The sequence below is a fragment of the Streptomyces hebeiensis genome (assembly GCF_052983195.1).
Window position 1 is genome coordinate 2661320 of record NZ_CM129812.1, and the last position, 16842, is coordinate 2678161.

33 protein-coding genes are annotated in these 16842 nt (G+C 71.0%); 30 read left to right on the forward strand and 3 right to left on the reverse strand.

What is annotated here, in order from left to right; translation table 11 throughout:
- Positions 1 to 140: 140 nt before the first annotated feature.
- The 10 genes from ACU6P3_RS11365 to ACU6P3_RS11410 all read left to right on the forward strand — a co-directional run bounded on the left by ACU6P3_RS11365 (position 141) and on the right by ACU6P3_RS11410 (position 5570).
- Entirely contained in the window at positions 141 to 644 is a 504-nt protein-coding gene (locus ACU6P3_RS11365; protein WP_447197018.1) for a hypothetical protein, read from the forward strand.
- A 74-nt stretch (positions 645 to 718) separates the two neighbouring features.
- Positions 719 to 1543, forward strand: coding sequence for a DNA adenine methylase (locus tag ACU6P3_RS11370; protein ID WP_447197019.1), 825 nt, complete (start codon positions 719 to 721; stop codon positions 1541 to 1543).
- A gap of 85 nt (positions 1544 to 1628) precedes the next feature.
- Positions 1629 to 2774: a hypothetical protein gene (locus tag ACU6P3_RS11375; protein ID WP_447197020.1), complete on the forward strand. Its 1146-nt coding sequence runs from the start codon at positions 1629 to 1631 to the stop codon at positions 2772 to 2774.
- A gap of 2 nt (positions 2775 to 2776) precedes the next feature.
- Positions 2777 to 3247, forward strand: coding sequence for a hypothetical protein (locus ACU6P3_RS11380; protein ID WP_447197021.1), 471 nt, complete (start codon positions 2777 to 2779; stop codon positions 3245 to 3247).
- Positions 3244 to 3522 (forward strand): hypothetical protein, encoded by a 279-nt coding sequence (locus ACU6P3_RS11385; RefSeq protein ID WP_447197022.1) that lies wholly within the window; start codon positions 3244 to 3246, stop codon positions 3520 to 3522. Before ACU6P3_RS11380 ends, ACU6P3_RS11385 begins: the two co-directional genes overlap by 4 nt.
- A gap of 219 nt (positions 3523 to 3741) precedes the next feature.
- Positions 3742 to 4155 carry a hypothetical protein gene (locus ACU6P3_RS11390; RefSeq protein WP_447197023.1) on the forward strand — a complete coding sequence of 138 codons (414 nt, stop codon included), beginning with the start codon at positions 3742 to 3744 and terminating at the stop codon, positions 4153 to 4155.
- On the forward strand, positions 4152 to 4499 hold the full coding sequence (locus ACU6P3_RS11395) for a hypothetical protein (RefSeq protein WP_447197024.1): 348 nt from the start codon (positions 4152 to 4154) through the stop codon (positions 4497 to 4499). The genes ACU6P3_RS11390 and ACU6P3_RS11395 overlap by 4 nt, the downstream gene beginning before the upstream one ends.
- 127 nt (positions 4500 to 4626) lie before the next feature.
- Positions 4627 to 4911 (forward strand): hypothetical protein, encoded by a 285-nt coding sequence (locus tag ACU6P3_RS11400; RefSeq protein ID WP_447197025.1) that lies wholly within the window; start codon positions 4627 to 4629, stop codon positions 4909 to 4911.
- Entirely contained in the window at positions 4901 to 5134 is a 234-nt protein-coding gene (locus tag ACU6P3_RS11405) for a hypothetical protein (RefSeq protein WP_447197026.1), read from the forward strand. Before ACU6P3_RS11400 ends, ACU6P3_RS11405 begins: the two co-directional genes overlap by 11 nt.
- Positions 5127 to 5570, forward strand: a complete 444-nt coding sequence (locus tag ACU6P3_RS11410; protein WP_447197027.1) for a hypothetical protein — start codon at positions 5127 to 5129, stop codon at positions 5568 to 5570. Before ACU6P3_RS11405 ends, ACU6P3_RS11410 begins: the two co-directional genes overlap by 8 nt.
- A gap of 62 nt (positions 5571 to 5632) precedes the next feature.
- Here ACU6P3_RS11410 and ACU6P3_RS11415 read toward each other — a convergent pair whose 3' ends face one another.
- Entirely contained in the window at positions 5633 to 6304 is a 672-nt protein-coding gene (locus ACU6P3_RS11415; RefSeq protein ID WP_447197028.1) for an FxLYD domain-containing protein, read from the reverse strand.
- Positions 6305 to 6324: 20 nt separating this feature from the next.
- A complete protein-coding gene (locus ACU6P3_RS11420) occupies positions 6325 to 6657 on the reverse strand; it encodes a DUF6233 domain-containing protein (protein ID WP_447197029.1) in 333 nt (110 codons plus the stop codon).
- 69 nt (positions 6658 to 6726) lie between these two features.
- Between ACU6P3_RS11420 and ACU6P3_RS11425 the strand changes: the two genes are divergently transcribed.
- Positions 6727 to 7059 carry a hypothetical protein gene (locus ACU6P3_RS11425; protein WP_447197030.1) on the forward strand — a complete coding sequence of 111 codons (333 nt, stop codon included), beginning with the start codon at positions 6727 to 6729 and terminating at the stop codon, positions 7057 to 7059.
- 10 nt (positions 7060 to 7069) lie between these two features.
- Here the strand turns inward: ACU6P3_RS11425 and ACU6P3_RS11430 are convergent, their stop codons facing one another.
- On the reverse strand, positions 7070 to 7360 hold the full coding sequence (locus tag ACU6P3_RS11430) for a helix-turn-helix domain-containing protein (protein WP_447197031.1): 291 nt from the start codon (positions 7358 to 7360) through the stop codon (positions 7070 to 7072).
- Between the two features lie 167 nt (positions 7361 to 7527).
- On the opposite strand from ACU6P3_RS11430, the gene ACU6P3_RS11435 reads away from it, so the two are divergent.
- From ACU6P3_RS11435 to ACU6P3_RS11525, 19 genes are all read left to right on the forward strand, one after another.
- Positions 7528 to 7950: a hypothetical protein gene (locus tag ACU6P3_RS11435; protein WP_447197032.1), complete on the forward strand. Its 423-nt coding sequence runs from the start codon at positions 7528 to 7530 to the stop codon at positions 7948 to 7950.
- Entirely contained in the window at positions 7950 to 8102 is a 153-nt protein-coding gene (locus ACU6P3_RS11440) for a hypothetical protein (RefSeq protein WP_447197033.1), read from the forward strand. The genes ACU6P3_RS11435 and ACU6P3_RS11440 overlap by 1 nt, the downstream gene beginning before the upstream one ends.
- Positions 8099 to 8257 (forward strand): hypothetical protein, encoded by a 159-nt coding sequence (locus ACU6P3_RS11445; protein ID WP_447197034.1) that lies wholly within the window; start codon positions 8099 to 8101, stop codon positions 8255 to 8257. Before ACU6P3_RS11440 ends, ACU6P3_RS11445 begins: the two co-directional genes overlap by 4 nt.
- 112 nt (positions 8258 to 8369) lie before the next feature.
- Positions 8370 to 8597: a hypothetical protein gene (locus tag ACU6P3_RS11450; protein ID WP_447197035.1), complete on the forward strand. Its 228-nt coding sequence runs from the start codon at positions 8370 to 8372 to the stop codon at positions 8595 to 8597.
- A complete protein-coding gene (locus ACU6P3_RS11455) occupies positions 8594 to 9721 on the forward strand; it encodes a protein transporter Sec31 (protein ID WP_447197036.1) in 1128 nt (375 codons plus the stop codon). The genes ACU6P3_RS11450 and ACU6P3_RS11455 overlap by 4 nt, the downstream gene beginning before the upstream one ends.
- Positions 9718 to 10497, forward strand: coding sequence for a hypothetical protein (locus ACU6P3_RS11460; RefSeq protein WP_447197037.1), 780 nt, complete (start codon positions 9718 to 9720; stop codon positions 10495 to 10497). Before ACU6P3_RS11455 ends, ACU6P3_RS11460 begins: the two co-directional genes overlap by 4 nt.
- The gene (locus tag ACU6P3_RS11465; protein ID WP_447197038.1) at positions 10494 to 11093 is read left to right on the forward strand and encodes a hypothetical protein; all 600 of its coding nucleotides are present in this window, start codon (positions 10494 to 10496) and stop codon (positions 11091 to 11093) included. Before ACU6P3_RS11460 ends, ACU6P3_RS11465 begins: the two co-directional genes overlap by 4 nt.
- Positions 11090 to 11914, forward strand: coding sequence for a hypothetical protein (locus ACU6P3_RS11470; RefSeq protein ID WP_447197039.1), 825 nt, complete (start codon positions 11090 to 11092; stop codon positions 11912 to 11914). The genes ACU6P3_RS11465 and ACU6P3_RS11470 overlap by 4 nt, the downstream gene beginning before the upstream one ends.
- A gap of 1 nt (position 11915) precedes the next feature.
- Positions 11916 to 12353 carry a transcriptional regulator gene (locus ACU6P3_RS11475; RefSeq protein ID WP_447197040.1) on the forward strand — a complete coding sequence of 146 codons (438 nt, stop codon included), beginning with the start codon at positions 11916 to 11918 and terminating at the stop codon, positions 12351 to 12353.
- Positions 12354 to 12434: 81 nt separating this feature from the next.
- Complete coding sequence (locus tag ACU6P3_RS11480) at positions 12435 to 12668, forward strand: hypothetical protein (protein WP_447197041.1); 234 nt, start codon at positions 12435 to 12437, stop codon at positions 12666 to 12668.
- Positions 12669 to 12748: 80 nt separating this feature from the next.
- Complete coding sequence (locus ACU6P3_RS11485; RefSeq protein ID WP_447197042.1) at positions 12749 to 12883, forward strand: hypothetical protein; 135 nt, start codon at positions 12749 to 12751, stop codon at positions 12881 to 12883.
- A 6-nt stretch (positions 12884 to 12889) separates the two neighbouring features.
- Positions 12890 to 13153, forward strand: a complete 264-nt coding sequence (locus tag ACU6P3_RS11490; RefSeq protein WP_447197043.1) for a hypothetical protein — start codon at positions 12890 to 12892, stop codon at positions 13151 to 13153.
- Between the two features lie 126 nt (positions 13154 to 13279).
- Positions 13280 to 13501, forward strand: coding sequence for a helix-turn-helix domain-containing protein (locus ACU6P3_RS11495; RefSeq protein WP_447197044.1), 222 nt, complete (start codon positions 13280 to 13282; stop codon positions 13499 to 13501).
- 267 nt (positions 13502 to 13768) lie between these two features.
- Positions 13769 to 14383: a DUF433 domain-containing protein gene (locus ACU6P3_RS11500; protein ID WP_447197045.1), complete on the forward strand. Its 615-nt coding sequence runs from the start codon at positions 13769 to 13771 to the stop codon at positions 14381 to 14383.
- On the forward strand, positions 14380 to 14799 hold the full coding sequence (locus ACU6P3_RS11505; protein ID WP_447197046.1) for a PIN-like domain-containing protein: 420 nt from the start codon (positions 14380 to 14382) through the stop codon (positions 14797 to 14799). Before ACU6P3_RS11500 ends, ACU6P3_RS11505 begins: the two co-directional genes overlap by 4 nt.
- Positions 14800 to 14929: 130 nt before the next feature.
- Complete coding sequence (locus tag ACU6P3_RS11510) at positions 14930 to 15136, forward strand: Rossmann-fold NAD(P)-binding domain-containing protein (RefSeq protein ID WP_447197047.1); 207 nt, start codon at positions 14930 to 14932, stop codon at positions 15134 to 15136.
- A 243-nt stretch (positions 15137 to 15379) separates the two neighbouring features.
- Positions 15380 to 16261 carry an N-acetylmuramoyl-L-alanine amidase gene (locus tag ACU6P3_RS11515; RefSeq protein WP_447197048.1) on the forward strand — a complete coding sequence of 294 codons (882 nt, stop codon included), beginning with the start codon at positions 15380 to 15382 and terminating at the stop codon, positions 16259 to 16261.
- Positions 16262 to 16263: 2 nt separating this feature from the next.
- On the forward strand, positions 16264 to 16524 hold the full coding sequence (locus ACU6P3_RS11520) for a hypothetical protein (protein ID WP_447197049.1): 261 nt from the start codon (positions 16264 to 16266) through the stop codon (positions 16522 to 16524).
- Positions 16525 to 16842, forward strand: a complete 318-nt coding sequence (locus tag ACU6P3_RS11525) for a hypothetical protein (RefSeq protein WP_447197050.1) — start codon at positions 16525 to 16527, stop codon at positions 16840 to 16842. It abuts the gene before it with no gap.

Here is a 16842-nt window from a genome sequence, read left to right on the forward strand (position 1 = left end):
CCACCCCAACACCCCCACGCGAGCCCCGCAAGCCGCCCTGTGCGCCTCCGGAGTCAACGAACGAGGAATCCCGCCCCAGGCCCCTGGCGGGCCGCCTACGGGCCGCACAGAGTCACCAACCGCACCACGGAAGAGGAGACATGACCGACACGCCGCTTACCGATCAGCAGCTCGCCGAGATCGGCACCCGAGCCGCCCACCTCTACGAGTTCGTGACCCTGCCCGCCGAGGCCGACCAGCTCGCCGGGGCGGACGTGCCCGCGTTGCTCGTGGAGGTCCGTCGGCTCCAGCACCAGAAGAAGTTCCTGCTCGGGCAGCTCAAGGAGAAGGACGCCGCGTCCGGCGACGGCGGTCGCGCCCTGGCCGAGTTCCTAGGCGCCGAGCCCGACCTGGCGGCCGCCGACAACCCCACCTTGCTGCGCTGGGGCCTGAACGACGTCCTGTGGGGCGACGACGACAGTGTCACCGTCATGATGTCCGGGCCGGCCGGTGAGCCGTACTGGCTGGAGCTGGACCCGGAGCGCGCCGCCGTGCTCCGCGAGGACCTCGCCGGGCCGCCTGCCGAGGAGACGCACGTCGTCGCCGACGGCAGCGACACCCCGGAGCACGTGGACGACTGCCCCGGCTGCGCCACCGCCCCGTGACACGCCACGCGCCCGCCCCGTTCGACCCGGGGCGGGCGCCCACCCACCGTACCCACCACCAGGAGAGGAACATCGTGAAGTCCCCCGTCCCATACTTCGGATCCAAGCAGCGCGTCGCCGACTGGATCGTCAACCTGCTGCCCGACCACGGGCACTACGTCGAGCCGTTCGCCGGCGGTCTGTCAGTCCTCCTCGCCAAGGGCCCATCCCGGATGGAGACAGTCAACGACCTCGACGGCGACCTGATGACGTTCTGGCGCGTCCTCCGCGACCGTCCCACCGAACTCGTTCGGGCATGCGCGCTCACCCCGCACTCCCGCGCCGAGCTCACCGCAACCTGGGAACCGACGGACGACGAACTTGAGCTGGCGCGCCGAATCTGGTGCCGCCTTGCTCAGGGGCGTTCCGGGACTCTCCGCAACACCGGCTGGCGGCACTACATCGATCCGGCCGGTTCGGTCACATCGATGCCCGGCTACCTCGAGGCCTACGTCAGTCGTCTCGCCACCGCGGCAGAGCGTCTGCATCGGGTCTCGCTGGAGTACCTGCCCGCGTTGACGCTGATCGGGAAGTACGGGGCTCAGCCGGACGTGCTGCTGTACGTGGACCCGCCGTACCTCGGCACGGCCCGCGGCTGGGGCAACAACTACCGCTGCGAGATGAAGACCGAGGCCGAGCACCGGGAGCTGGCGGCCGCGCTCGCCGACTGCGCCGCCGCAGTGGTCCTGTCTGGCTACGACAGCCCGCTGTACGCCGAGCTGTACGACGGCTGGCACCGCTACACCCGGCGGACCATGACCGGCAATGCCACCGCGGCGAAGAACCGCACCGAGGTGTTGTGGGCGAACCGCCGGCTCGGCAACCAGCTCGACCTCCTCAGCCTCGCCGACGCCGGATGACCACCTGTTCGACGGCCGCCCGCTGCTGCACCTATCAGCGGCGGGCGGCCCACCCCGACCCTTCCACACCACCCTGGAGAAGACCATGAACCTCGGTGACTTGATCACCACCCTGGAAGCCGCCAGCCCCGACCAGCCCGTCGCGCACGGCTTCGGCAACCCGCACTCCTACCGCGGCGACTACATGGACCTCGCCTTCGAGCCCGTTGACGACACGACGGTGGGCGCCATGCTCGCCGCGGCCCGGTCCGCTGTGGACGCCACATTCCAGGGCTGGAAGGGCGGCGACTTCACGATGAGCACCGACACCTGGTGCTGGCTGTCCATGCAGGGCGACGTGTCCGGGGAGTCGATCAGCCCGCAGACGCTGGCGTGGATGCTGCACACCCCAGAGCCTGCCGCCGGAGCGCTTGCCGACCGTGCCGCCCTCCGCGACCGCATCGCCGAGGCGCCCGCCGGCTGGATCGACGGGCACCCTCAGCTGGAGGCCATCGCCGCCGCCGTGTGGGAGCAGTGCGGGCGTAGCGACAGCGGCGCATGCGTCGAGGACGACCCGCGCACCATCGCCGCTGTGGCGGCGGCCACGATCCGTACCGGCGGCGGGCAGACCGAGCCCGGTGCCGACCGGGCCGCGATCCTCCGCGAGGCCGCCGACCGGCTGTGGTCGTTGGCGAACCGGACCACCGAGCGCGGCGCGGGAGTCCTGTGGGCGGCCGACCAGCTGCGCCGCATGGCCGCCGAGGCGCAGCAGCCCGAAGCCGAGGCAACCGTTGACCGGGCCGCCGTGCTGCTGTGGGGGGCCGACCAGATCGACGCCGCGACCCGGCAGGCGAAGGCGGACGGCGTGCTGGAGTCGGACAAGTTCCGGCCGTGCCGCGACGCATCCGCTCAGCTTCGCGCCCTGGCCGGCTGTGCCGCCTGCGAGGCCGGGATCGAGCACGACGTGCACTGCCCGATTCCTGAGACGCACAACTGGGGCTGCGGCTGCCCCACCGATCCGGTGCCCGCCGACGGGCCGAGCCCCATGGCCGCCGAGGCGCGCGGGACTCGGTGCGCGCACTGTGGGCTGGAGATCGAGGACCGGGGCGACCCCGGGTTCGGTACGTATACGCCGCGTTGGGTCCACGTCCCCGGCGGCTACACCGTCTGCTACCCGCAGCAGGGCGGCGACGGCTCCCGGGCCGAGCCCGCCGCGTCTGCTGTCCGGGCCGCGCCCGAGACGGAGGCGTGACCATGGCCGCCGAACTCCCCGACCAGTTGACCGCCTACCTCGTCGCCCGCGAGCAGCAGCGCGCCGACCGCGTCACCGCCTTCCTCGACAGCCTCACCGACTACGAACGCGGACTCATCCACGACGCCGCCGTCATGGGCTACGTCCAGGGCCTCATGCGGGACCGCAGTGAGGGCGCACCAAAGGACTCACAGACGATGGCCCTGGTCATCGACGCGTGCTTCGCCTTCGCGGACCTGTACCCGACGGTGAACGCCGAGCTGGAGGACCGGCGTCAGACCGTCGAGTACTTCGTCCAGCGCGCCACCCAGCCCGACGGCACCTGGAAGCAGTGCAGCAGCACGTCCACCGATCCGGGATTCGTTGTCGAACGGCTGGCCGCGCGCCGGGGGATTCACCCGGACGTCGAGTTCAGGATCGCTCGGCGCACCACCCGCGTGATCGTCGACACCGTGCGGACCAAGGAGACGTGACCGTCGCCGTGGCCCGTCTGCTCGCCGCCGCCATACCGCTGCTGCTCATCGGCGCAGCGGCGGTACTGGCCGGGCTCCTGCTCTCCGACCAGCGGCGCGCCCGCCGCGTGGAGGCCGCGCTCACCGAACGCCGGGCCCGGCCGCCGTGCGTGCCGGCCGCCACGCTCCTTGACGAGCTGGCTTTGCTGCGGTCCGCAATTCGGGGCGCGTGCTGCCCCGGCTGGTGGACGGCTGGCCGCTACACCCACCACCCCGACTGCACCGCCGCCGGGTGATCCCGGCCCCACCATGAGGAGCCCCCGCATGCTGAGCGCGATTCTGCACCGCTTCCGGCACCACCACCGATCCGACCGAGCCCGCCTCCGGAGGCCCGTCTGCCGCTGCGGACGCGCCCACCCCGGGCCGCGCCGCGTCTGCCGCCGCCGCGCCTGACCGTCCCGTTCTGTGGCTGGCGGTCAACTGCCGCCAGCCACCAACCCAACCTGGAGAACCCCGTGTCGTACCCGAACCTGCTCACCCCGGAAGACATGCTCACCACCGCGAAGGAACGGCTGAACATCCCGACGATCGTCTGCATCTGCGGCAGCACCCGCTTCATGACGGAGATGGCCGAAGCCGACCTGGAAGAGACCGCGGCCGGCCGGATCGTCGTCCGCCCCGGCGTCAACATGAAGACCGAGCACCCACTGTGGGCCGACCCGGTCGAAGCCGAAGCACTCAAGGTACGGCTCGACGAACTGCACCGGGCGAAGATCCGGTTGGCCAGCGAGGTCCTCGTCGTCGGGGACTACATCGGCACCTCCACCACGGCCGAGATCCGATACGCGCGGTCGATCGGCCTGCCCGTCCGGTTCACCCACCCCGACGTCGACCCCGACGGCACTCCGGCAGCACAGGAGGCATCGTGAGCATCTACGCCAGCATCGAAGGCATCGGCGACCACGGCGACCCCGAACACCTCGGAAAGCTCTGGACGTACAAGGGCAGCCACCTCACCCCCGGCCACGACGATCCCCGCGACGGCAGTATCGGACTCGCCGTCATCCCCTCCCACATCACGGCCGACGGCCGCGACGACCAGCCCGCGGACGGTACCCCCTGGCCGTGGCTGCGGATCTCCCTGCACGTACCCGTGGACGTGTTCGGCGGCGATCCGTGCGCCCTCATCGACCCCGCACAGGCCCGCTTCCTGGCCGGCCAGCTCACCGCGTGGGCCGACCGCGTTGACCCCGGCCCCGAGGATCAGCAGTGACGACGCCCGACACCCCGCCGACCTGCCAATGGTGCGGCAGGCCCGTCCAAGGCGAACCCACCTGGTGGGACGGGAAACCGCAATGCCGCAACCCATTCACCTGCGACAAACGCATCAAGGAGAACTGATGCCCGACCTCCGTGCCTCCCTCACCCAGGCCCTCGGCTGGCACATCGCCGGACGCCTCGTCACACCCGAACAGCAGACCACCACCCGCAACGCGTTCCAGACCATCGCCACCGCCACGGACCAAAACACCGCCCGCGCGTGGCTGGTCGGCCTCAACCCGCTACTCGGCAACGTGTCCCCCATCTCCGCAATCCGCGCCGGCCGCCATACCGCCACCCTGACCGCCGCCGAGCACTACGCCCGCCGCACCAACATCACCGGGGAGCAGCACGATGTCCCCTGAAGAAGAGATCGCTCACCTGGAAGCGCTCTTCGAAGCGCCCGCCTACTGGCGCTGCGCTCACTGCGGCGATCCCATCACCGGAACCGGCTACACGTGGATAGGCCCCCTCCGTCAGCCCGGAGAGAGCATCTGGGACCAGCGCCGATACCACCTCAACCGGCCCGAGTGCCGCCAGGCTGGGGAGGGCACGACCACCACTACGGAGGAGACCGACCGTGCCTGACCCCGCTGACACGGCCGTCACCACCACCGACGGCCCCTCGAAGACACCCACCGATACGCGGCCGCGCCACACGGTCGACACGATCACCGAAGAACAGCTGGCCGACTTGTACGACAAGCTGGACGCCGCCGAATGGGCGGGCAGCCTCTGGTACCGGCGCGCAGAGAAGGCGCGGCGTCGAGCCGACCGCGCCGAGGCCGAACTGGACCGGCTTCACGACGCCGAGTCCGCCCTGGAGGCCCGAGTGCGCGAGCTGGAGCAGCTACTGGCCGAATCGGACGCCGAGACAGCGGAACTCGCGGACCACTCCGACCGAACGTGCGAGGCCGTAGCCGCCCGTGATCAGGCAGAGGCCACCATCGAGCGGGTGCAGCAGGCGTGCCACGACCTCCCGTACGAGCACGCGCGCCGCATCCTCACAGCCCTCAACGGCTGACGACGCAGCACAGACGCCCGTCACCCCACCCCAGGGCGACGGGCGTCGTCACGCCCAGACGGCTACAGCGACGGGTACCGGCTCACCTTCGACACCTTGCAGGTCACCTTCTCCTCCACCTTGTCCAACGACTGAGCCTTTTCCTTCGTCTTCTGCCCGGCCGCGACGTCGTTCGTGGCCGCCAGCGCGGACGCCAGGCGCGTGCCGTCGCCGTCTACGAACTCGATGGAGACGATGTAGTTCGCCTTCTCCCCGGTCGAGTTGACAATCTCGATATCGGCCGCCGGCCACTTCGTGAACTCATCCACCGAGCACTCGGTGATCTTCACGTCCGCCTCCGGCTCCCCCTCCGCCGGCTTCTTCTCCTCCACTGGCGCCGGATCCGCCGCAGGCTCCTCGCCTTTTGACTTCTCGGCAACCGCGTCCGGCTTCTTCGCCGCCGGCGCCTCGTCACCACCGCCGCTGGACGCGACCGCCCCGACGATGAGCAGCAGCACAAGCCCGCCCACCACCGACAGGGTGACGATCAGGGCGGCGCTCGTCTTCTTCTTCGGTGGGGGCGGCGGGCCCCACGGTCCCGGCTGCTGCCACGCACCCGGCTGTGGTGGCTGCCCCCACGGCTGTTGCGGCTGCTGTGGCGGTGGATACCCATTCGACACGATGACCCCCCTGGTCTGGAATGTGCCGCTCACCGTATGGCCGGACGACGCGCGGCCACCAGCGTCGTCGCACATCCGTTACGTGCCGCTCCTGGTCAGGCATGGACGCCGAGAGCCGTGTCCGGCCGGCACAGGGGGCACGGCCGGACGCCGTGCTCCACGAGGCCAGTGACGGCCTGGTCCCGGGTGAGCGGCTGCACATGCCGGCCGCGCATCGCGCAGTCCCCGACATGGATCGCGATCGGGGAGCGGGCGCCGTCGATGCCGCGCTGGACCACCCAGGCCGGAGGTGGCGGGGGCGGCCGTCGCGCGGCCTCCTCCGCCGCCCGGCCCTCTTCCTGCGCGATCCACCGCCGGGTGCGCTCCAGGTCCTGGAGCTGGACACGCTCCAGGAATCGGAGCGCCACGAGGCGCGGGGAATCGGTCACGCGTTCGAGTCTAGGCGGATGTCGACATTCCCCCCACACACACCCCACACCGGCCGATACCGTCCAGCCGTGCCCTTCATCTACCGCTGCGACAACTGCCGACTCGCCAGTCACCCCCACTCCACCGAGCCCGACGCGGCGCACGACCGCGACAGGCATAGAGCCATCGCCCATCACGGCCTCATCCCCGAGGACTCCATCACCGAGCACCCCGGCCTGATCCGCAGCGTGATCAGTTCCGTCGTCGCCGACCTGGCGAACTCGACATCCCAGCGCTCCGAGCAGCCACAGCACTGGCAGCAGATCCAGAAGACGGACTACTTCCGCCAGGCAGCCATCCTGCTGGGTGCCGGATTCGTCGTGCTCGTCTTGCTCTCGATGCTGTTTCGCACGGGACGATGACCCTCCCTGGCTACTCGTCCACCGGCTTCTTCGGGCGACTCCTACCCGACCCTGAGTAGCCCTTTGCGATGTCCTGCACCGTGCTGAAGTTGACCCCCAGCTCGGCGGCGACTGACCGGAGCGACGCACCGTCGCGCGCAAGCAGCTCCTTCACCGCGGCCTGCCGCGCTTCCTTCATGCGCTTGTTCTGACCCGGGAGCCCCTTCAGCACGGCCCCCAGGGCGCGGGCCCGCTCTACTGGGTCCGGGATTCGCTCCAGCGCCTCCATGGCCTCGAACACCCGCTGCGCCTCCTCGCTCACACCCGAGCCCTTCATCTGGGCGGGCCACTAGCCAGAGTGTAGGGGGTTCCCCTACAGTGGCGGAAGGTAGCCCGCGCTGCTGATGCAAAACGGCCCCGGCCGGAGTCGCCACTCCGTATGGCCGGGGCCGGACCCACCCACAACCGTGACGAAGGAGCAGGTCCGCCATGGATCGTATCCGCGCTTCCTCTGTACTGGCAGCCCCCACCCCGGCCACATCGGCCACCGTCCACGAGCGGTGCGACGTCTGTCGCCTGGCCCCGTGCCGCTGCGAGGCCGACCTCCGCACTCTCGTGCGTACCGCGGCCACCCGCCCGCTGGAAGCTCTCGACTCCGCGGCCGTCTCCGTAATCCTGCGCGCCGTCGCCAACCGCCTCGACGCCCTGAACCCGCACACCCGGATCACCCGGGGCCCGCTGCGCACCGAGGTCCAGCTGAGCGTCTGGGACTGGCACGGCACCTACAGCAACGCGGTCGTCGGCCGGGACATCACTACCGTCCTCGCCGCCATCGTCGACCTGCCGCTCACCGGGACGCGCGCCGACTACGCGCAGGCCCTGCGCACGCACCTTGGGGCGGTGACCGTCTGATGGCCAAGCCCAAGGGCATCACCATCACCGAGGCCGCCCGCCGTCACGCCGCCGCGCAGGCCGCCATGCGAGCCGAGGCAGAGCGCCGCCGCGCCGCGCAGGCCGACGCGGACGCCCGCGCGGCCGGTAGTAACGCGGCAGGTGCTCAATGAGCCAGACATCCGCCGCTCCCGCGCGCCAGCTCCTGACCGGCACGGTTCAGCTCGGCCGTGAGCGCCAGGCCCAGCGCGCTCAGGACGCCCGCGACTACGCCGACACCAAGGCCGGCCGCCGCGCGAACTCCAACCGCGTCCCCGGCCTCGGCTGAGTCCGGTCTGACCGCTGCCTCCCCCGCCCGTCCGCCAACTGCGGCGTACGGGCGGGGTCGCAGGGAGCCGTCCAGCCGGACCGGACCGACACCGACCCACCCGGAGCCCCACATGCTCGCCCGCTACCGCGCCCGCCTCCGGCACCGCCGCCTCATGGTTGCCGCCGCGCACCTCGTCCGCAGCGCCACCCGCGAAACCGGACAGCCGCACCCCGCCGACCTGATCGCCCTCGCCTTCGGCCGGCGCCTGACCCTCGACGCCGCCGAGGCGCAGCGCTATCTGGACGCTGTCCGCGCCGAGCGCGGCCACCGCATCACCCACGAGGAGGGGACGCGTTGACCAGCAAGGACATCATGTCCGGACAGTCCGCCGGGCACCCGGACGCCGTGTCCGGACCGTCTGTCCGGACCGCCGGGCAGCGCCTGCCCGGCATCCGCTACCGCACCAAGACCAGCCAGCGCACCGTCCCGCACACCGTGAACGGCAAGACCCGAATGATCGAGGAGGACTACGACGCCCTGGTCCCCGTCCCGCCTCGCGACTGGGACCACACCGTCACCACCGCGGTCACCATCGCCGCCGCCCTCCTGGTCGCCGTCGCCGTCGTCTGGTCGATCGCCAGCATCGGTGACCTCCTCGCCCGCGCCGTCGTCGCCCCGATCGCCTACCTGGCCGCCAGCGCATTCGCCCTCGCCTGGGTGACCTGCATGGCCCTGGAATGGCTCGCCCGCTACGACGCCGCGCGCGCCGCCGGTCCCCGCACCGCGGGGAACTGGGCGCTGGCCGTCGACATGGCGGCCGTCGCCACCCACGGCTGGGTCAAGGAGGACCTCTACGTCGGCCTTGCCGCAGCCGCAGTCTCCGGCGTCGCGAAAGCGATGTGGACCGTCGTGATGCGGCATCAGGCCCGGCCGCTGCCCGAGCGGACCGCGAAGTGGCTGCTCCACGAAGAGGCGGAGATCGCGGCCCGCCTCGCCCTCGCCGGACAGCTCCGCACGCTCGCCCGCGCCGAGGCACAGGCCGCCGTCTACGCCCCGCTGCCCGCCGCGGACACCCGGCCGGACACCACCGGGGCGGACACGGACACGCTGTCCGGACGCCATGTCCGTACTGTGCATGCCGCTGTCCGCGCCGCGTCCGCCTCCATGCCCGACGCCGCCCCCGAGGACATCGTGGCGCAGCTCGCCGCCGCCGGGATCACCACCGACGAGGACACCGTCCGTACTGTCCTCGGCCCGGACACGAACAGCGCGGACACGACGGACAGCAGGTCACAGCCCCGCGTCCGCTCCATCGCGCCACGCGGACAGTCCGTCGCGGACAGCGTCCGGACAGCACTCGCGTCCGGCATCACGGCCCCGGACGCCGTCCTCGCGTACGTCCGCGGACTCCACGGACAGACCACCTCGGCGGACACCGTCGCCCGGACACGCCGCCGCGTCGAGACGGAGATGGCGTCATGACCGCCGAGCAGCAGGGGCCGGACGAGCGTCGGATCGCGCACTTCCTCCGTCAGCACGGCGTCGGCCCCGACGCCGACCCCCAGCCGACCATCCCCCCGCGCCCGGACCACGAACCGGACCCGGTGGCCGAGGACTGGTGGGCCGTCACCGACCAGCCCGCGCCCGCACCGGAGCCGGAACGCGCCCCCGTACTCGTCCCCAGCCGGATCCTCCGCCCCGGCGAGCCGATGCCCGGCCAGGCCCCGGCGCCGCGCACCCAGCCCGCACCGGCCCCGCCTCCACCGCCCCGCCCGCCGGCACCTCCAGCGCCCGCGGTCCCTGACGACTGGTGGTGGCGCCGCCCGGCCCCGCCCGCGCCGCCCGCGGTCATCCCGCCGATGGACATCCACATCCACATCGACCCCTCAGCCTGGCTCCCGGCAGTGCCGGAGCCGGAGCCCGGGCCGCCCTGGTGGATCCGCTGGCGCCCCGGCTACCAGACCGCATGCATCATCGCCGGCCTCCCGCTCACCGGCTGGTGGTCCGACGCCCTGGCCGCCGTCCGCGACAACGCCGGCCTCACCGGCGCCTGGGTCCTCGCCGCGATCCCCCTCGGCATCACGGCCATGGCGGACAACGTGTACCGGATCGCCGCCGCAGCCGCGCACGAGGACCTGTGGCCGCCGAAAATCCGGGCGTTCTCAGCCCGGACGCTGCTGTGGTCCACCACCCTCGCCACCGGCCTCGCCCTCCCCCTCACCACGATCGTCTACTGGATCACCGGAGTACCCACATGAACACCACCACCGTCCAGCTGGCGGCCGGCGTAGGCGACATGACCAGCTACACCCTCACCAGCGCCGGACTCGCCCTCGGCATCGGCCTCCTGACCGTCGAACACGTCACCTGGTGGCGCGGCGGCAAGGGCAAGAGCAAGGACGACGACGGCGGTGGAAAGGCCAAGGACCCGCAGGAGCTGATCCCGACCTGGTTCGGCGTCGCCTTCGGCACCCTGATGGTCGCCTGCCCGGCCGGACTCCTCGGCTACGCCTCCGGCGTCCTGCGCTGGGGCGGCAACGGCATCGGCGGCACGGTCATGTCGTGGGCCACCGGCGTCGACCCACAGACCGTCAGCAACGCCTCCGCCCCGCGCCTCGACCACGGCGGCGCCCTCGTCGTCACCGCCCTGGTCATCACCCTGTTCCTGCTCCGCAAGAAGTTCCCCAAGCCCACCAAGGGCAAGTTCAAGAAGGGCCTGTTCGTCGGCGTCCTCCTCGCCATCGGCACCGGAATCTTCGCGATCATCGGTGACCTGGTCGTCCCCGGGGCCAACGAACTGGGCGCCTGGGCGCTCTCCTCGATCGTCAAGGGCGACCTCGGAGCGCTGGTATGAGCGACCAGACCACGGCCCAGTGGCTCCGCACGGCCGCCGAGCGGATCGCCCGCGGCTCCACCCGACTCTGCCTCGTCTACGCCCGCCGCACCGCCTTGAAGACCCGCGCCAAGGGCACCGCGTGGTGGAACGCGATCAGGACGTGGCTCGGCGAAGCCTCCGGGCTCGCCTGGCTCTTCCGCGTGGTGCTCCTCGTCCTGGCAGCCCTGCTCCTCCGGAAGATCGCCCTCACGATCGTCGTCAGCCTCGCCCACCGGGCCGACGGCGCCCGCTGGCTCCTGTGGCCCCTCGCCGCCGTCTGGATCATCGCCGCCTACCGGGTCGGCTCACCCGACTGGGAACCGCCCGCCGACGACGACCAGGAGCAGGAGCCCGAGTCCGACGCGGCCGAGGAGACCGACGAGCAGCCCGCGGCGCCGGCCACCGAGCCCGCCCCCGAACGACCCGCGGAGCCCCTGCTGCCCAACATCCAGGACCTCCGCGAAGCCCTCGCCCGGGTCGGCACACCGCACGCCCACATCACCGCTCTCGCCGACGACATCGGCACCACCCCGGAGCGCGTCCGCGAGGCCCTGACCAAGTGGCAGATCCCCGTGGAAGCGGTCCGGATGCGCGGCCGGGGATCCTCCACCGGCATCCGAGGCGACCGCTACCCAGCCCCTCCCCCCGGCCAGGGACCCCCTTCTGACGGTGTTGTTGCCGCAGGTCAGCCCGCCAACAACAACGACAACAACATCCCGACCGTGACCCGCCGAGAGGGGATGTTGATCATCACTGACCCTGCCGACAGCCACCGCCACCACACCCTGACGAAGGACTGACATGCCCTCACGCCCCGCCGCATTCGCCGCCCTCTACGCCCTCTCCCGCGTCTCAGCCGACGTCGCCGATCACTGGATCCAGACCCACCGGCAGGCCGTCACCAAAGCGGAGCCCGGCCCGGCCGGCCGCCGCGCGTGCGCCGCGCACGTCGCCTCCTACGTCGGCACCCAGGCCGCCGCCGTAGGTGCTGGTGCCTGGCTGCTCGGCATCCGCATCACGCCCGGCCGCGCCGCCACCGCGCTCGCCATCTCCGCCGTGACGCACTACGTGGCGGACCGCCGCACGCCCGTACGCCGCCTTGCCGAAGCCATCGGCAAGACGGGCTTCTACGAGCTGGGCGGACCCCTCGGCGGCGCCTACCTGCTGGACCAGGGAGTCCATCACGCGGCCGAGGCGGTGGCGGTGGCGATCCTCGCGACCGGCACACCCCGCGGCTGACGGCTGCCCGATCCGCCCGGCACGACCGGGCGGTGAGGAGAGCCGGGACAGCCCCGGACCACCTACCAGAAAGGCCCCACGATGACCCAGCAGACCGACGCCCCGCAGGGCTCGCACCACTTCGTGCTCACCGTCCAAAAGCCCATCGGGCCCGGCGCCTACGCGATCGCCGACTTCTCCGGCTGGATCAACCTGCCTTCCGGCTCCACTCGCCACGACGCCTTCAAGGCGATCCGCGAGGAGCACGCCCGCCGGAACCCGGACACGGAGGGCGGCACCGTCCTCTTCTTCTCCCTCGAGCGCAACCAGCTCTGACTCAGTCCCGGGGCGGCCGACGCTTGCCGGCCTCCGACCGCCCCGGGCCCCATCCCCACTCAGGAGACAGAACCGCCATCATGGCACTCAAGCAACCCCGCCCCCAGCCCGACGATCCGCGCCTCCGTGGCCACGAGACCACCTACAGCGCCAGCCGCGGCGGCTGGGTGAAGCCCACACCGAAGCCCACACCCGGCACACCGAAGAAGGGATGACCGGCCATGGCCAAGATCAACCGCACTGCCGCCGAACACGTCCACTACGCCACCGACCCCCGCATCCGGCACCTCGCCGAAGCAGCCTGGCGACTGAAGACCGGCGGCACCCGCACCGACTGGCTGATGCTGGGGAAGGACAATCCCGAGGCACTGATCGCGGCGGCCCGCGACTGGGTGCGGGCCGCCGTCGCCTCCGGGCTGCTCCCCGCACCCAGCAGCGCCCCCGGCTGGAAGGCCGACGCCTGGCAGGCCGCCGACGCCGACTGAACGGCTGTCATACCCCCGCCGTAGCCTGACGGCATCCCATCCGCGCTACTGGCTGCGGCGCTGCTGGATCCGAGGCCCCGCCACACGGTGGGGCCTCACCCATACCCCGACTACCACGAAGGACGCATGCGCCTCGCACCTCACCAGCAGATCATCCTCTGCCTCGCCGCCAACGGGCACACGGATACCGAGATCGGCGCGCTGCTCGGCACCGGGGCCGCCGCCGTCTCTCGGCACCTCACCGTCGTCTACCGCACCCTCGGCGCCACAAACCGCGCGCACGCGGTCGCGCTCGGCTTCGCAAGCGGTGAGCTGAAGACCACGGATTTCCAGCCGACCGGCACGTAGCGGCCCCGGCTGCGAGGCTTGCTGTGGTGTCTCAGGAGATTGGTTACGGCTGAACCTCGTTCATCGCGCGGGGTAGTAGACGGCGCACGATCGCCCCCGCACGAGATCTCTTGACAGCCCTGTCCTCCTGTGCCATCAACCGGAAAACGTTAGGGTTCCTGGGACACATCGCCTGCGGGGGGGATATGAAGTGATCGAGTCGGAACGGCCAGTCCAGACACGAGCACGTCACGCGCGCATCCAGGGGAACGGCAAGGAGGTGACCCCATGAGTTTCCCCGTCGACCTGACTGCCGCCCTGACCGGCGCATCAGTAGCCCAGCTCCACAACTGGCGGCGCACCAACCTTCTGGAACCGGAAGTACAGGGCAACCCCGTGCGCTATTCCTTCCGGGACGTCGTAGCTCTCCGCACGTTCGTCGCGCTCCGGAGAGACGTCCCTCTCCAGCGAATCCGGAAGGCAATGGCGCAGCTGCGGGAATGGGACCTCACCGAGCACCCCGCCGCCTACACCCTGGTCACCGAAGGCGCCTCTGTGTTCCGCGTGGAAGACGAACGCGCGATAGACCTGGTACGACGCCCGGGCCAGGAAGTCCTGCTGAGCCTCGCCGACGCCTTCCGCCCGTTCGAGAACATGCAAGGCCGGCAGGTGGTCGACTTCAAGCGGCCACGGCCACGCCTGGAAGTCGAAGCACAACGGCTCGGAGGCTGGCCCACCATCCAGGGAACCCGCGTCCCCTACGACTCAGTCGCCAAGCTGATCGTCGGCGGCGTCGACCCTGACGATGTCCACCGCTTCTACCCCAGCGTTGACTCCCGCAGCGCCCACGACGCGGCCGACTTCCATCAGGAAGTCATCCAGATCGGCGGTCGCGCAGCGTGAGATTCTTCCTGGACGAAAACGAGACCCCGACCATCCTCGACCCACTGCGCGGGGTCTTCTACGACCACGAGTTCCGCTCTGCCGACCAAGAACTCCTGCGGGGCACTCTCGACCCGGAGCTCATTCGAGAGATCAGCTCTCGCGGCTTCGACGCCATCATGACCCAGGACCGGAACCAGCTCAGCAACCGCGAGGAACGCGCGGCGCTGATCGAAACCGGCCTCCACTGGATCGGACACCACCAACCCGACGCCGTCGGCGTCCTCTACATCGTGAACTCGGCAGCGGCCTACCTGTCAGCCATGCCTCACATCATCAAAGAGATCAGCACCGCCTCCGGCGCCCATTCCTTCCACATACGCAACCTGCCGCTGCAAGCCGAGCAACGCGTGAAGAAGAACCTGCTGAAGCTGTAGACAGCACCGTTCGACAGGCGCCGAAGAAGCAACCCGCACCCGATCCGGCCGAGCCCTCGCCGTCACCCCTGTCGGTGAGGGCTCCCCCATACCCATCCGTACGACCGCCGCGCTGCGCCACCATGAGCGCATGACCGAGCCCTCCCACACTGTCGACGTCCAGCTCCATGGCGGCCCCCTTGACGGCTCCACCGCCCCCGTCGACCCGACCGACCCGGACCCGTGGACCGCGATCGTCTCTGACGGCTGCGCCCATCCCGGCGGCCGGAGCCTCTACGCCCCGGACGACGCCGGCGTCTGGCGCTGGGTCAGGGACATCCCCTGGGACGCCATGTGATCAGGTTCCGCACGAGTGGTGACACCAGTCACCACCGGGCGTACTGTCACAACCCCGGCGGGCGGCGAAGGCCGCATTCCCCCCGCTCTGCGGTGCCTCCCGTACCGCCGCCCCCGGACCCGTGGCCCTGCCGGAGCACCCCCTACGGCGGGGCCACGGCGCGTCTGCCGGATTGACTCACCCCCGATTTTTTGAACACGTTCAGTTACCCTCAGCCGCACGTGTGCAGCAAAGGGGGCAACCGTGGCAGAACCCATGTCCGCCGCCGCCATACTCGTCGCCCTCCGCGCCGAGGGCGTGAGGGTGGTCGAGGTAGGCAACTGGCGTACCCACAACCGCAACGCGAAGGGCCCGTGGGGCCCGGTGAACGGGTCGATCGTCCACCACACCGTCACCAAGGGCACCGCGAACACGGTCGCCATAGTCCGCGACGGGTACAGCTCCCTGCCGGGCCCCCTCTGCCACGGCATGATCGCCAAAGACGGCACCGCGCACATGGTCGGCTGGGGCCGAACCAACCACGCCGGAGGAGGCGACCCAGCCGTTCTCGCTCGGGTCGTTGCCGAGGACTACGGCACGCGGCCCCCGGCCCCGGCCAAAGGCAACGCGACCGGTACCGACGGCAACCGGCATTTCTACGGCTGGGAGTGCGAGAACCTCGGCAACGGGCGCGACCCGTGGCCCGGCGCCCAGTACGACGCAATCGTCCGCGTACAGGCCGCGATCTGCCGCGCACACGGCTGGACCGCGAAGTCGGTCATCGGGCACCTCGAATGGTCCTCCGACAAGATCGACCCTCGCGGCATCTCCATGCCCACCCTCCGCGCCGACGTCGCCGAACGGCTGAAGCACCCAGCGTCCTGGTCCCCCGGGAAGCCGAGCCCCACCCCTCCGCCGAAGGAGACGCCCGTGACGACCACCGACGACCGCGTCCGCTCCCTCCACACGAACCTGATGGGCATCGGCTCCCTCACCGAGATCAACGGCCAGGGCGACCGCGTGCAGCACGCCGCCGGCTACTACCTCGCCCACATCGAACGCGACACCACCACACTCCAGGCCCAGCTGAACCGGGTCGAGGCCAAGCTCGACCAGCTGATCGCCGCCCTGCCGAAGGAGAGCTGACCATGGCCGAGTTCCCGCCGCTGCCCGACACACAGACCGTCATCAAGGACGTCCAGACCTACGCGCGCGACCTGGCCGAACGCGTCCTCAGCACAGCCCTCCAGGCCGGCATCGCCGGAATCGTCGTCAGCCAGCCCCTGGACGGCTCCATGTGGTACGCCGCCCTCTCCGGCGGCGTCGGCGCCGGGCTCGCGCTCCTCAAGGGCCTCGCCGCCCGGGGCCGTGACGTCACCAACAGCGCGTCCCTCGCCAAGGGCGTGTAGATGAGCACGCCCACCCCGCAGGACCCGTCCGCGCCCACGGTGTACGAGCTGATCCGCACCCAGGGCCTCCAGCTCACGAACCTCACCAACGTGGTGGCCTCGCTGGAGGCGAAGGTCGTGACGCAGGAGCAGCGGGCCACGGACAACCAGCTGGTCGGGCAGCGAATCGAGCGGGTCGAGCAGGACATCAAAGCGGAGCGCGAGCGCGGGCTGACGAACCGCCGGATCGCGTGGACGTCGTTCGGTGCCCCGCTGCTGGTCGCGTTTCTGCTGTGGGCTGTGGGCGCGTTCACGGTGGGCTCCGGCGGCGGATCGTAG